Raw genomic sequence first — 14,795 nt, forward strand, 5'->3', positions numbered from 1 at the left:
ATCTGGTTGTCCCAACCCTAGCAACCAGCAGGTGCCGCGCCTACTGGCGAAACGTCGTATACCCGGAACCCATGCTTAGTTAACATTCCTTTTTTTAGGCAAAATCGACTGACGTAGTACTGCTGTCACCTTGGCTCCGATTTGGGGGGCTTCGCTTTCTCTGGGACCCGCGACGTTCAATACCGCATTGGGTCTCGCCATAACCCAATGCTTTACTTGGCGCGCGCACGCCTCAAGCCCCTGCCCTAGATCAACGACCAGATTAGGCTTTCCGATCTCTTGCGCGAAATCGACGGTCAACTGCGTTCCCGGACTGGTCGATCCATCCAAAAACACCAGCAACGCTTCGCAGGACAAAACGTTCATCCTTGTGCGCTCGGCAACATCTTCAGACTGCGTTTCAGACAAATTGGTGAAGCGATCCGGAATGCGGCCCGCCTCATTCAAGCGGCCTTTCGGAACCCAACCGCCATAGGGAATGTCGTTTTCCAAAGCGAACTGGAAAGCCGCCATATCTACGCCTGTTTGTCCGCCAGTTATGATTTTCACAAGACGCTCCTTACCCTAAATCAGCGCCTTGCTAGCCCAACAGACCGATTTCATGCCCGTCAATGATAATCGCCAGATCCCAGTATTTTCTGATTTCTTCCTCGGCGGCCTGGGCTGCAGCGGCCTCTTCGGGCACGCGTTCGACCCGAAACCCGAACCGTTCAAGACCGCAATAATCAACGCGGCTGAGAATGACGGGAAAAACCTCCCGCTCCATCGCGGCGGCGGCCAACAGCCTTGCGATACGATATGGCGTTTCTGGTGGTTCATGCACCCGCACGCCGATATGCACCGGGCCGCCGGGTTCCCGATCCCACAGCATGAGCGAGGGGGCCAGCCGCATATTCGGAAAGATAACCTTGCCAAGCGGCTTGGTGTCACAATCCTCATTGATCAGATCGTCCAGCGGCTCGGGTCGATTTGGCGACGCTCGGCTGAGGATTTCGAACCATAGATCACTGGTCATATCCGCGCCCCCAATTCGGTTAGCAATTCGGCGGCCTTGACTGCCCCCGTTTTGGGCAGCTCAAAACCATTCAATGCAGATCGGTAAAATTCGGCTCCGTCGTGATCCAGCCAATCTGCCACTGTGCGCTCGAGCGTCATGAATTCGCGTTCGGTGATGGCGGCGCACAAGTCTCGGTCGACCATAGCTGCGGCGCGCCGTTCCTGATCGTCCAGATAGGGGGCTGACTGCGGAATAAATATCGCCGGGATGCGATGGTACAGCATCTCAAGGACCGAGTTGTACCCGGCTGCAGATATAACCACATCCGCGGCAAGACAAAGCTTGGTCGCCTCTAACGTCTGAACCACGTGGGTGTTTTTCCAACCAAATGTGGCAGGCTGAACCGTGCTTCCGGGCCACGTTACAACAAGGTGCAGGCAATCTTTGCGCGCCTCAAGCATGCCCGAGATCGCCTGCAATTGTGCAGACCTGTCCGAGGCGACCCCACCCCCTAACATGCTGACAACCAGTTGCTTGAAGTCGCGCCCGAAACGTTCCGCCAGCCGGGTCTTGAGCTGTTCTATTTCCGCGGCGGATTGTTCCACCTGACGCACGATTGGCCCGACATAATGGACATGGTCACCATAGCTGTAAGCGTCGTTCAGCTCGTCAAATGCCTCGGAGGGCACGATGACACGGTCAAACACGCTTTCGCGGCGCAGCATGGTCTGCCTTGACCGGCCTTCGGGCCACAACCCGCGCCGGATCCAAGCCGCCGACAGTTTGCGTTCACGGATCACCCGGTAGACGGAGTCAAACACATAGCCGCCGTCAAAAACCAACGTGTCGTTTTCCTGAAGCACCCCACCAAGACGCCGATAGGTCAGCACGTCATTGCCATCAGAATTGGTCTTTGTATCGGTGCGCTGAACCAGCGGGATGCAGTCGATACCTTTGCGGCGAACAAGCGGAACGCAGCTGGGAAAGGCCGCGAACATTTTTGTCATGGTGTCCGGCATTTCACGGGCAATGATACTGCACCGCTGCGCGTGGCCCAGCCCCACCCCGTTTGTCGGGAAAAACAGAGTTTTAGGCTTGTCCTGTTCTGCCAGACGCTGTTTCGGCTTCAGACCCGCAGCCGTTTCCAGACGAGAAATATCAACTGTGTGCAACCATTGCGATTTCGAGGCCTGTTCGACAATTTGCGGCACGTTCCCGATCACATTGCCGATCAGATACCCATCCAATGCGAAAGGAGTCTTGGGGCCCAGCAATGCAGGTGCGCCCGAGGACATCAGAACCTCATCGTCGGTACAGTCAATGGCAACGCCGCCCGTTGCAATCAGCTCAACCGCAAAAGCGGCCATGCGAACTCCGGCAATTCCATTACCGAACATCGCCAGAATATCCGTCGAAATTGCCAAAGTCAGCGGCGACAGTCCGGTATACAAGTAGGTCGGCAAATCGTGAAACGGCGACGCCTTGATCGCCTCGTTCTGTGCGCCGCTAACAATGAGTTTCAGGTTATAGCCACTCTGGCTGCTCATCCGGGAAAAACAAGACAGCGTCTCGGGGTTGTCCAACTCCATCGAACCCAGAACAACGGTCACGTTCGGCACCACCCGTTTGGACCGCCGTGATACGGGCCGAACATCCGCCACCAAAGGGCTGGAGGTAGATGGCAACACCGGTCGCGGTTGAAAATCTGTCAGGTCGATCACCTGGGCTTCGCGCCCAAGTGCATAGGCCAGCCGGGCCTTGGCCGCGATATAGCTTTGCTGAGTCATAAAGCGGCCCGTCGCAACAACCGGGACACTCGGGTCGAGCTGTTTGTTGCGCAACGACGCAAGAAGAAAATCATCGATCTCTTCTGCACCCAGTACGAATACACTCTGCGCCTTGTTCTCACCCGGGTCGACAAGGAACTTGGCTGCCTCGTAGATCCTGCCACGCCCTGCATCCTCGGGCAGATAATCGGCATCAATGCAAACATTGAAGCCACGTGCGGCAAGCTGCTCAGCAAAGATCAACTGCGTGTCAAACGACCGCAATGAGCGTGTGCCCACTTCGACATAGATCATTTGTTCACCCCGCTATCGGCGGACAAAACCCCCGACAGCATCGCCTTGAATTTCCCTGCAGAGTAGTTCTGCAGCGCCGATTGCGATCTGGCCACCTGATCATGATACTTCTGCGGTTGGGCGATCAGGTCGGCAATGATTGCGTCCACCTGTGATGGCTGGCAAGCCAAGACAGCATTTCCGAACGTAGCGCCAGTATCAGCGTTGGTTAGAACCACCTTACCCGCAGCAACCGCTTCGGCTACAACGCGACCAAAACTTTCCTGCCAGGTCGGCGCGGTGAAATATACAAAAAAGTCAATCATTCCAAAGAACTCTTGCACAGTTATGGCATCAAAGGGAAGCAAGGTCCAATGCGCGCGAAGAACACGGGCATTCAACAAAGCATCCGCCCCTAGAATTACATTGCACTGCGAATGGCTTGGAAAACAGCTGTCCAAATCAGCAATAACCGGGAATTTCTCGAATCCAGGTCGCGAATGACGCCCACGGCGGTCCTGTGGTGTTTCACACGGGGCGCTCATCTCGGTCTTGCAAATGTTGAACCAGTCAGAGCCCAAAACGTACCACTGTCGCGCCACACGAGAGGTTGCCAACCAGTCGACTACGCCGCTTCGATTAAACGGTGATATCGGCGCGAGTGTTTTCCTCAGCGAAATTGTAGAGGCTTCGATCTGACTTAGACAGCTTGAAACATCAAACCCTTCCGCCCCGCCCGGACGCAGAAAATTCTCATGCGTGATCACGTACAGCTCGCGCGCAATGATCCTTGTGCCAAGCGTGTCCTGAAATTTCAAAAAAGACGGGTTGTGCAAAAACACGAAATCCGCGCTGATCCGGGGTGCATCCCAAATGATCGGAATGTTCAGCTCGTCCAGCACCTGCCGCAAAACCGGTGAAACGTGTTGGTTGGTGCCAAACGTCCTGGACGTGATCGCGTGCACGACCACCTGCCCGCATTCGGCGGCCACCGGCAATTCGGCCGCCACAGCCGCAGAAGTCCCGCCAGAGAACCGCGGCTCGATGACATAGGCGATCGTTGGTGTGTTCGATCGCCCGAAGGCAAGCATTTCTGACATCCGACTCAGTGTTGCCGCGAGGCATCGAATGCCTCGTTAGCCGCACGGTTCTCGCTGCTGGCCGGTGCACTGGTGGCATAGCTGAAATCCAGATTGCCAACAGATGCGACCTCGTGAAAGCTCCGCAGCTCCAGCGACAGTTCATCTTCGCCGGTCAATAGCTCCGGGTTTTTGTCGAGGTAGGAATACAGTGCCTGAATGTCATTGGTGGACAGCATTTGGTCGATGGCCAGCAGATGCTCAAGCGTAATTTCGGCACGCGCGTTTTGGGTCGTCGATAAGAATAGCAGAGCAGTTACGATGCCGATAAGTCGTCTATCCGTCATTTTGGATACCTCGTCGGAAACAATTAACAGTACAAAATCTTGAATCAGCCTTTTCAGTATAGCTTAAAAATACAGTCATTGGGTCGTCGCTTTCTTAAGTTTGCTCAGGACCTGACTTTTCAGTTGATTGACGCGGTTAGGGGCTTGGGTTCTGGCCGTGCTGCGTGTGTTGGTTCGCTTGACACTGGCGACGCCAGAGCCTTTTCCTGCCAACCATAACTCTACGATTCCACTAGGAGTTTTGTTGTTGGACCCTGTGAAATCCCGCAGCAATGCACCGGAGTCTCTGGCAAGGGTGGCGGCTCTTTCCTCGTCCTGCTTGTGATAGAAACGAACGTTTGACTGGGTGATCTTAAACCCCACGCGGGCTTGCCCGTTAAGCTCATGTCCGGTCGAAGTCAGGTTGGACACAACAGAATCCACAACGCTCTGCGGAACATTGGTCGGCGCATAGATCCGGAAGGTCACGGACATGTTTGCCGGGGCAGGCTCTGGTTCCGGGGGTGTGATTGCATCATTCAGTAGAGCCGGTGCCCGAGGCAAGACCGGTGGTTCCAGCGGGCTTGGTGTCACCGAAAGGACCGGTGCCCGTAAAGCCAATGATGTCTCGTAAGCGGCCGGTGTGATCAATGGGGCCGGCGCGTCGATTGGCTTTGGCGCGATTGGCAATGCCGCCAATTCGACAGGCTCGGGCTGGGGTTCGTATGGCAACGGTTTCTCAATCTCGGCAGCAAGACTTGTGCCCTCTGGCCGCACGGCAATGTCCGAACCATTTACTTCGCTTGTCTGAAGACCCTGTTCCGGCTGAGAACCAACCTCAGGCTCGGTCAAGAGGACATCCAAAGATACTTGCGTCACGGTATAGTCCAGTACAACGGGCTGGATCGGAACTACAGGCGGACGCATTGTTTTTGGGGTTGCAGCTACGTTTACGCCTTTCAAAAACTCTTCGGGTTTTACCACAGTCACAGTTGTTTCAAGCAAAGCGACAGAAGTGCTGAAAATTTCCGGCGTAGATTGAAGCCGGACAAAACCAAGATTCAACTCTTCTCGAGGTCGATAGCTTAGCAGGGTTATCGGCAGTGGTGGCTGGACAAGGGTCGGCACGAAAGACCGAACACTAGGTGCCAAGCGCGACAATTCTGGTTTGAAACCGCCCGGTTGCTCGGACAAATCTAACAAGGGTCGCGACAACGAGGCCAAATCCTGTGACGCGGCTGCGTCACCGTCAGGCAAATTCGATTCAGATGATTTTTCGAACACGGTTCCGGAAGTTACAGCCAGATCCGCCGCATCACTTGTAGTGTCGGACGGCGGCACCAAGCGCTCGGCGAGTTCCGCGTCTTGTTGCATGATCGCGCCTGTTGCAGCGGTCTCTTGGCTCACCAAACCTGCATTTTCGGTTGGACCGGGGGCGTTCAACCCAGACAAAATCAAAAAAACCGACGACGACGCAACAACACCGATGCCGCATCCTGCCGCGACCAGTCCCAACCGCATCTTGAGACGCTTACGATTCTGATCGTCTGTTCTTTCCTGAAGGGTTCTGCGCAATCGATCCGCGAACCCTCCCTCGGGAAGCTTTTGACCTGATTTCGGGTCGGCTAGATCCTCTGGCGTGTTGTCGGGATGGATGCCCGGCGCGGGCCTGCCATCGGGCGGCACAGTGTGTGCTTCTCCTCGAGCATCGCGTGTCACGTTTTCAGTCGCGCGACTGCCATCATTGACGGTTTGACTGTCAAATCGTCCTGCCGTCGCTTTTTGAACCGACTCACCAGATTGGTGAGAGCTGGTAGCTTGGGCAGACTTACCAAAGGTTCCCGACAGCCCCGCCGCTGCGTTTAGCGCGTTCGCTGGTTGCGCACCATCGGTTGAGTTCGTGGCTTTGGGTTGGTCTGGATCAGATGACTGTGAAGCAGCGGCTTTTGCCTTGCGAGTGGCGATGTTTATTTCTCGTTGTTTCCGAGCATTTTCAAGCATCTCCTGCCAGTCAGGAGATTGCACAAAGTCATAAACACCCGACACTTTGTTAGCGTCATTTTTGGCAACTTCAGGGCGAGCTTTTGGATCGCTGGCCTTTGTCATCAATACCCCCGAACTGGCCGCCGGAACACGCTCTTTGCTGTCGCAACTCGGGCAAACCAAATACACTCGTGAACATCAAAAAATTCAAAAAAATGTACAAAGTAGTATAAAAAATTGACCGCTGGAAGACAAGTAATCCGGTGTTCGACGTACATCTATTGCCGTTTTCGCAAGGGCAGAATGCGCCGCCGTTCGCCCCTTCTGCGCCCTAACGCTAACTGCGTTGGCGACGCGAATTCAGTAAAATTGGGTCCGTCAAATCATTGGTGATCAAGCTGATCAGGGCTGTTTCCGCAGATCAAAAATCTTGCCGTCGAACGGTTACAGGGACACAGGCGCGCGGCGCCACGCTGCGACGGTCAGCACACCGTTTCAGTCAGCCATTCGGAATCTGGTTAAACCCGCTTTACTGTCTCAGACCTCTAAATCCAGGACCAGAATTCCGTCGATGCCGCCCACGGCGTTTTCGACCAACTGCGCGCCCAGCGCTTTGTGCCTCTCGTTGCTTTGATAGCTTGCCAATGCGGCCCAATCATCGAAATCAATCACAAACCCATGCTTGTAACCGCGTTCGATCTGTTCAGGGCTTTCGCTGCGGCCACCGGCAAACCCGCCTGCACCCGGCAGGGCGTCGGTTAGGTCCGACAGGCCCCTGTAAATCTTCCCGATGGTTTCTTCGGTCACGTCGGACCGGAATTTTGTCAGAACGATATGGCGGATCATAGTTAGTTGCCTTGATCATGAGTGTAGGAGCGCACGCGCCCGAAGAATTCGAGCGTCACCATAACTAAGGCGTTTGCAACCAGAATGTACCTAAGACTTCGAGCCTGCCCTAGATGGCCAAATACTCCTCGCGAAGGCCGGTGTCTTGAAGCACCTCGTTCGCCGTCCCATCAAATACGATAGTGCCGGTGTCCAGAATGATCGCGCGATCGGCTAACTCCAATGCTCGGACGGCGTTCTGTTCGACTATGATCGTGGTCATGCCCTGTTGCTTGACGTGGGCCAGTGTTTTTTCAATCTCGTCGACAATGACCGGGGCCAGACCTTCGTAAGGCTCATCCAGAAGCAGGACCTTGATATCCCGGGCAAGGGCTCTGGCGATTGACAGCATTTGTTGTTCGCCACCCGACAACGTAATCCCCTCTTGTTTCCTGCGTTCGCCCAGACGCGGGAACAGTTCATACAACCGCTCCAGGGACCATCCGACTGGTGGCGCAATCTGGGCAAGCTGCAGGTTTTCCTCGACCGTCAGGCCGGGAATGATACGTCTATCTTCCGGTACAAGGCCAAGGCCAACAGACGCCGCTTCGTAGCTTGTCATATTGTGTAGCGGCTGATGATCCAGCCAGATTTCACCGTGCCTTACTTCGGGATCGCCTACCCGCGCAATCGACCGGAGTGTCGAGGTTTTGCCAGCGCCGTTCCGTCCAAGAAGGGCCAGAATCTCGCCTTCGTGCACATTAAAGCTGACGCCCTGCACGATATAGCTTTCCCCGTAGTACGAATGCATGTCCCATACAGACAGGAACGCAGGCGCGGTGCTTGCCCTATTGGCGTTTTTTGAAAAGTCGGGTTTCTCGTTCATAGCTTTTCCTTACGCCGCCTCGCCCAGATAGGCTTCACGAACCTTGGGATGTCCACGGATTTTTTCTGGAGTATCTTCGACCAGCGGCGTCCCTTGCGCCAGCACTGTGATGCGTTCCGCAAGGCTGAAGACGACATGCATGTCATGCTCGATAATGGCGATGGTTATGTCGCGCTCATCCTTGATCTGTTTTAGCAAATCAATAGTGTTGTTGGTGTCCGCCCGTGCCATGCCAGCCGTAGGTTCGTCCAGCAACAACAGCCGCGGATTTTGACTCAGGCACATGCCAATCTCCAGTCGCCGCTTGTCGCCCCGGGACAGCGACGCCGCGTGCATTTCGCGTTTGTCGGCCATGTTCATTTCTTCCAGCATGACTTCGGCCTGTTCGACGACCTCACGTTCGCGAGCGATGGTCTCATAGGCATGCATCCGGAATGCCCCATCCCGCATCGCGAAGATCGGGATCAGCATGTTCTCCATCACGGTCAGCTCGCCAAAGATCTCAGGCGTTTGGAACACGCGGCTAATGCCCATCTGGTTGATCTGGAACGGCTCGAGTCCCAGAACCGAGTTGTTGTTGAACAACACCGACCCGGTGTCTGGCATCAGCTTGCCCACCAGACAGTTCAGCAGCGTCGATTTTCCCGCGCCATTGGGGCCGATGATCGCATGAACCGAGTTCTCTTCGATATTGAGGTTCACATCTGTCAGCGCCTTAAGGCCACCGAAGCGTTTGCTGACGTCTTTGACTCTTAGAATTGCCATTTCTCGCCCCTTATTCCGCCGGTTCTGTTTTGCCCGACGGCGCATCGTCGGTGTCTTTTTCCTTGCGCTTGAAGCGCTTGAGCAAACGTTGCCCACCTTCGACCAGACCGCCTGGCAGATAGATGACGACGAGCATGAAAAGGATGCCCAACGTCAGGTGCCAGCCTTTGCCGATGAACGGATGGATCAGGAAAACGACCGCATCCTCCAGCCCATCAGGCAGGAAAGCGAACCAGCTGTGCAAAACGTTGTCGTTGATCTTCGAGAAGATGTTCTCAAAATACTTGATGAAGCCTGCGCCCAGAACCGGCCCGATCAACGTGCCCGTGCCACCGAGGATCGTCATCAGAACCACCTCGCCCGAAGCCGTCCATTGCATCCGTTCGGCACCTGCCAGCGGGTCCATCGCGGCCATCAGACCACCGGCCAAACCGGCATACATCCCAGAGATCACAAAGGCCGCAAGCGTATATGGCTTGGAGTTCAGGCCGGTATAGTTCATCCGCTGTTGGTTTGACTTCACCGCACGCAACATCATGCCAAAGGGTGAGCGGAAGATGCGGATCGACAAGTAGAACACGACCATCATGATCACTGCACACAGATAGTAGCCTGCGTTGAAGTCAAAGCTCCACGCGCCGACGTCCATCGTGTACGTCGCGCGCATTGGTAAGCCGAACAGATGCGGTAAGTCGGGCGCGTTGGCGCCCTGCAGAATCTGCGGATCGTCTGCATAAACCTGCAAGCCAGTTTCCCCGTTTGTCAGGTTAAACTTGGGGTTTGACAGCACTGAGTAGGCCAGCGCAAAGCTCATTTGTGCGAAGGCCAGCGTCAGGATCGAGAAATAGATCCCCGACCGCCGTAGGCTGATGAACCCGATAAGTAGTGAGAACAGGCCCGCGACGACGACACTCAGCGCGATGGCTGGAATGACGTTGTAGCTGAGCAGTTTGAACATCCAAACTGCCGAGTATGATCCTACGCCCAGAAAGGCCGCGTGACCGAAAGACAAGTACCCGGTCAGGCCAAACAGAATGTTGAACCCGATAGCAAAGATCCCGAAAATCACGAACCTCTGCATCAAATCCGGGTAACCCGCGTTGAACTGCGCCATGGCGCTGCCCTCTGGAAACGGGTTCAGGATGAAAGGCGCCAGCAAGGTCAGGAGTGCGACGACGATCAGCAGGCTGGTGTCTTTTTTATTCAGTCCCAACATTGATTATTCCTCCATCACGCCCTTGCGCCCCATCAGCCCGCGCGGACGCGTCAGCAGCACGATGATGGCGACAAGGTAGATGATGATCTGATTGATGCCTGGGATCGTTGTGGTGGCCCAGGTGGTCGAGGCAAAGCTTTCCAGAATGCCCAGCAAAAAGCCTGCCAGAACGGCGCCTGGCAATGACCCCATTCCGCCAACAACAACCACGACGAAGCTAAGGACCAGAAAGTCCATTCCCATGTGGTAGTTCGGCGGGTTGAGCGGCCCGTACATCACACCGGCCAGTCCGGCGACACCGGCGGCAATGCCAAACATAATGGTAAACCGGCGGTCAATATTGATGCCCAGCAGGCCCACCGTTTCCCGGTCAGCCATCCCAGCACGGACAACCATCCCGAAGGTGGTGAACTGCAGGAAGGAAAACACTGCGCCAATAATGCCTACGGCAAAGCCAAAATAGACCAATCGCCAGATCGGGTAGATGATTGCATTGGGATCAAAACCAACCATGGTACCCAGATCGACAGATCCGCTCAGCACATCGGGCGGAGGGGTCTGGATCGGGTTGGCGCCGAAGAAATACTTGACGATTTCCTGCAGAACGATCGCAAGACCAAAGGTCACCAGGATCTGGTCTGCATGCGGGCGCTTGTAGAAATGTTTGATCAGCCCGCGTTCCATCACATAGCCAACAAGCAGCATGATCGGGATCGCAAACAGGATGGACAGCGGAACGGACCAGTCGATAATCGTTGCGCCAATTTCGGGGCCGAACCAGGCCTCGATATAAGGGGTTTCGACCTTCAGCGGATTACCCAGAAAGTCTTTTTGCGTTTCATCCAGGGTCACGAAACTCAGGTTCAGCAGCTTTTGCAAAGTAACGGCGCAGAACGCGCCAATCATGAACAAAGCCCCATGGGCAAAGTTCACGACGCCGAGCGTCCCGAAGATCAGGGTCAGACCCAGCGCGATCAGCGCATAAGCCGAGCCCTTGTCCAGACCGTTGAGTATTTGCAGTAGGATGGCGTCCATTGGGCCCACCTCAGGGTTGGTCAGTGTGGATTGAGTGGTTGGGACCAGGCCCACAGGTCTGGCCGTAAGTCGTCTGACCGCCGAGAACGACGGTCAGACATTCGCCAAAAGGCTTACGCGCCCGGATTGCACTTGCCCAGTTCGCCACCGGCGAACATTGGGTGCTCGGGATCGTACTCGACCTGCGAACGCGGCGTGATCTCGACGATTTCAAGCGTGTCATAGGCGTTGGTCGGGTTCTCGTTGCCCCGCACAACCAGCACGTCCTTAAAGCACTGGTGATCGGCACCGCGATACCATGTCGGACCGTTGCCCAATCCGTCGAACTCAAAGTCTTCCAGAGCTTCGGCAACACCACAGGGATTGAAGGTGCCCGCACGCTCACATGCATCCGCATAGAGAAGCACTTGTGCATAACAGGTCTGAGCAGAGTTGGACGGCGGCTTGCCGTATTTCTCACCAAAGGACTTCACGAAGGCCTTGGTGCCCTCATCCTGCAGCTGCCAGTTCCAGTTCATCGAGCCCAGCACGCCCTTGATGTTCTCGCCCGCACCAGCGGCCATCAGCTCGGAATACAGCGGCACGACGATCTTGAAGTCCTTGCCGTTTGCAACCTTGTCGAGCAGACCGAACTGGATCGCGTTGGTCAGCGAGTTCACCATGTTGCCGCCATAGTGGTTTAGAACCAGCACGTCCGCGCCAGAGTTCAGAACCGGTGCGATGTAGGACGAGAAGTCCGTAGACGCCAGCGGTGTTTTGACCGTGTTGACCGTCTCCCAGCCCAGGGCTTCGGTCGAGGCAACGATCGACTCTTCCTGGGTCCAGCCCCAGTTGTAGTCAGCCGTCAGGTGATAGGCGCGACGTTCTTTGCCCATCTCAGCCGCCAGCACCGGAGCCAGAGCGGCACCCGACATGTAGGCATTGAAGAAGTGACGGAAACCGTTGGCCTTCTTGTCCTTGCCGGTGGTGTCGTTTGCGTGGGTCAGGCCGGCCATGAAGATGACGCCCGCCTCTTGGCACAGGCCCTGAACCGCAACGGCCACGCCCGAGGACGAACCACCGTTGATCATGATTGCGCCGTCTTTTTCGATCATCGACTTGGCCGATGCGCGGGCTGCGTCAGATTTGGTCTGGGTGTCGCCGGTGACGAACCCAACCTTTTTGCCGAGGATACCGTTCCCCTGCAGCGCCTTCGACGAGAATGTGTTCAAGCAACCACCGTCGCCCTCGCCGTTCAGATGTTCGACCGCCAGCTGTTGCGCCAGCAATTCGTCATTGCCTTCGTCGGCATAAGGTCCGGTTTGCGGAACATTGAAGCCCAGAGTGACAGACGCCCCTGTCGGCTCATTGGTAAAGGCAGCGGCCGACGAAGCCGTAAAGATCGTAGGCAGGGCCAGACCGGTACCTGCAACGGCACCGGACTTTAGCACGCCGCGGCGCGTGACATTATTCTTAGTCATGTATTCCTCCCATTTCCATTTTTCGTCCTTTGGCTCCTCTTCCAGCAGACGAAAGCGCACTTTTGTGCATTCCAATAATGGAAATCGGACAGAAAATTTCTCAATAAATTACTAGTATTGAAACAAAATTTTGTAAATTTGTTCACGAATTTTGGGAATTTTTGTAAAGAAAGTGACAACCAGCCATGCCCCGGCATTGTCGCGCAAGTCATCGTGGGGGACTTATCTTGTGCCTCCAGCATGGTAGCCGGAGCGCTTGAGCATTTGGGTACAAGCTGAGCATGAGACCTGGAATTGGCCACCCTGCGGCACTGCATCAATACAACGCGGCTCGCTGTCTATTTCGATCGATCCTGATGTAAACTAGGCGCTCAGGCCAAACGGCAAACGGGGCTAGACTGGATTGCACCGGACCGCAGCGGATTTTGCCGCCGCCCGAAACGCGGCAGTTCGAGCGCCCCGATATTTGGGTAAGGCGCTGCGGCAGAAAACACATTTGAATTGAGGCGGGTATGGGTGGCGGGGAGACAGGGATTCGAACCCTGGGAACGCTCTCACGTTCAACGGTTTTCAAGACCGCCGCATTCGACCACTCTGCCACCTCCCCGCGTGGGGCCGGGTCTAAGGCCATCGCGAACCGGTGGCAAGACCAAATAGGGAATTCTTGCCGAAGCGCCTGCTGCGGTCTTTCCATGACACTTTGGCCGCGTTATGATCTGTAGGAAAGACCGAAGCAGGCTGGCAATACAGAACCAGCAATCGGCGGCGGGTCTCGGAAAACGAGGCCCAATCAGGCAAGGGATGACAAGATGAAGCGAGCGACAGAGACACGCGCACATCCGCGAGCGTTAGCGGCTTTGGCCGTTATGTCCGTGGTTTTGGCTGGTTGCGATGAGGTGCTTTCCCCCGACAATGTCTCAGCAGATAGCCAAAGTTCTGATACCCAAGCAGACGGCCGGACCGACCTTTTCCCCATTCCTGACGGCAGCCCGAAAGATGATGTCGAAGCCCCTGAGGTGTTTCAGCTGTCTGAGGCAGGCTTATGGGACGGCCGCCCGTCATTGGGGGGCATTTGGATTGCCCACCCGGATGTGACACAGCCCGAACGTGTGCGCGTCAAAAATCCCAAGAACAACAAAACGGTCACTGCCGCGCTATTCCGCCGCGAGCGAAACCTGCCGGGACCCGAACTGCAGCTTTCCTCTGCTGCGGCCGAAAAGCTGGGTATTCTGGCTGGTGCACCTACAAATGTTGATGTCGTCGCCCTGCGTCGCAAAGCGCCCGAACCGAAACCTGAGCCGGTCGAAGAAAAGCCCGCAGCCGAAGAAACCCCTGTCGAAGAAACGCAAACCGCAGCAGCGGATGAGTCCAAGACCGTCATCGCCGAAAATGAGGCCGCGGAAGCTGAACAGCCAGCTAAGCTCAAGTGGTGGCAACGCAAAAAACCTGCTGCAGCGGCCGGTGCCGCGACTGCGGCTGCTGTAGCCACAGATGCCGCGACCGACACGGCAACCGACACAGCGGCGGAAATAGCCACCGAGGCAGTCGAAAACGTCACAGAGACTGAAAAACCGGCCAAGCCCAAATGGTGGCAGCGCAAAAAACCTGCCGAGGCGGCCGTGGCCGCTGATGCCGCGACCGATACGGCGACCGACACAGCGACTGAGGTGGTAGAAACGACGGCAGAAGCAGCATCGGCTTCACTGGTGGACCCTGAGGTTACCCCGCCGACTGAACAACCAGCCAAACGTAAATGGTGGCAAAAGAAGAAGCCCGATGAAATCACCGAAACGCCGCTGGACCCGATCGCGGGCGCGGCTGCGGCGATTGACGCGGCAGAACCCACACCGGCCGGCACCCCTTCTGCCGCAACAGCGGGCGCATCGACAGCCACGGCGGCTTCGGTATCGTCCTTGTCAAAACCGTTCGTCCAGGTCGGCACTTTCGGGGTTGAAACCAACGCCAATAGCGCTGCCAACAAGATCCGCCGCAACGGAATGCCTGCCGAGGTGCGAGAACTAACCTCGGACGGCAAAACGGTCTGGAGGGTCCTGGTCGGCCCAGCCACGTCGCGCTCGGAACGCAATGCCATGCAGCGCGATGTCAAAGACCTGGGCTTTAACGACGCGTTCACCGTCAAAAATTGAAACCTAGGAGGCCCCC

Annotated in this window: 13 protein-coding genes and 1 tRNA gene; 1 reads left to right on the forward strand and 13 read right to left on the reverse strand. The window is 56.0% G+C overall.

What is annotated here, in order from left to right:
• Nucleotides 1–75: 75 nt before the first annotated feature.
• The 13 genes from AC2FJC_RS00115 to AC2FJC_RS00175 form a co-directional block, all read right to left on the reverse strand.
• Nucleotides 76–549: a putative molybdenum carrier protein gene (locus tag AC2FJC_RS00115; RefSeq protein ID WP_496737960.1), complete on the reverse strand. Its 474-nt coding sequence runs from the start codon at nt 547–549 to the stop codon at nt 76–78.
• 31 nt (nt 550–580) lie between these two features.
• A complete protein-coding gene (locus AC2FJC_RS00120; RefSeq protein ID WP_496737961.1) occupies nt 581–1,015 on the reverse strand; it encodes a hypothetical protein in 435 nt (144 codons plus the stop codon).
• Nucleotides 1,012–3,078 carry a glycosyltransferase gene (locus AC2FJC_RS00125; protein ID WP_496737962.1) on the reverse strand — a complete coding sequence of 689 codons (2,067 nt, stop codon included), beginning with the start codon at nt 3,076–3,078 and terminating at the stop codon, nt 1,012–1,014. Before AC2FJC_RS00125 ends, AC2FJC_RS00120 begins: the two co-directional genes overlap by 4 nt.
• The gene (locus tag AC2FJC_RS00130) at nt 3,075–4,148 is read right to left on the reverse strand and encodes a hypothetical protein (RefSeq protein ID WP_496737963.1); all 1,074 of its coding nucleotides are present in this window, start codon (nt 4,146–4,148) and stop codon (nt 3,075–3,077) included. The genes AC2FJC_RS00125 and AC2FJC_RS00130 overlap by 4 nt, the downstream gene beginning before the upstream one ends.
• 14 nt (nt 4,149–4,162) lie before the next feature.
• Nucleotides 4,163–4,483, reverse strand: a complete 321-nt coding sequence (locus tag AC2FJC_RS00135) for a hypothetical protein (protein WP_282150864.1) — start codon at nt 4,481–4,483, stop codon at nt 4,163–4,165.
• 75 nt (nt 4,484–4,558) lie between these two features.
• Nucleotides 4,559–6,568: a hypothetical protein gene (locus AC2FJC_RS00140; RefSeq protein WP_496737964.1), complete on the reverse strand. Its 2,010-nt coding sequence runs from the start codon at nt 6,566–6,568 to the stop codon at nt 4,559–4,561.
• 414 nt (nt 6,569–6,982) lie between these two features.
• The gene (locus tag AC2FJC_RS00145; protein ID WP_496722009.1) at nt 6,983–7,291 is read right to left on the reverse strand and encodes a Dabb family protein; all 309 of its coding nucleotides are present in this window, start codon (nt 7,289–7,291) and stop codon (nt 6,983–6,985) included.
• Nucleotides 7,292–7,400: 109 nt separating this feature from the next.
• On the reverse strand, nt 7,401–8,156 hold the full coding sequence (locus tag AC2FJC_RS00150) for an ABC transporter ATP-binding protein (protein WP_058274761.1): 756 nt from the start codon (nt 8,154–8,156) through the stop codon (nt 7,401–7,403).
• A gap of 9 nt (nt 8,157–8,165) precedes the next feature.
• A complete protein-coding gene (locus tag AC2FJC_RS00155) occupies nt 8,166–8,921 on the reverse strand; it encodes an ABC transporter ATP-binding protein (protein ID WP_058277369.1) in 756 nt (251 codons plus the stop codon).
• 10 nt (nt 8,922–8,931) lie between these two features.
• Nucleotides 8,932–10,137, reverse strand: coding sequence for a branched-chain amino acid ABC transporter permease (locus tag AC2FJC_RS00160; RefSeq protein WP_496737965.1), 1,206 nt, complete (start codon nt 10,135–10,137; stop codon nt 8,932–8,934).
• Nucleotides 10,138–10,140: 3 nt separating this feature from the next.
• A complete protein-coding gene (locus AC2FJC_RS00165) occupies nt 10,141–11,172 on the reverse strand; it encodes a branched-chain amino acid ABC transporter permease (RefSeq protein WP_496737966.1) in 1,032 nt (343 codons plus the stop codon).
• 113 nt (nt 11,173–11,285) lie between these two features.
• Nucleotides 11,286–12,632 (reverse strand): substrate-binding protein, encoded by a 1,347-nt coding sequence (locus tag AC2FJC_RS00170; protein WP_496695637.1) that lies wholly within the window; start codon nt 12,630–12,632, stop codon nt 11,286–11,288.
• 517 nt (nt 12,633–13,149) lie between these two features.
• Nucleotides 13,150–13,239: transfer RNA gene (locus tag AC2FJC_RS00175), tRNA-Ser, on the reverse strand.
• Between the two features lie 202 nt (nt 13,240–13,441).
• Here AC2FJC_RS00175 and AC2FJC_RS00180 point away from each other — a divergent pair.
• A complete protein-coding gene (locus AC2FJC_RS00180) occupies nt 13,442–14,779 on the forward strand; it encodes an SPOR domain-containing protein (RefSeq protein WP_496737967.1) in 1,338 nt (445 codons plus the stop codon).
• Nucleotides 14,780–14,795 lie beyond the last annotated feature (16 nt).

Source organism: Ruegeria sp. CDSB117, assembly GCF_059611005.1.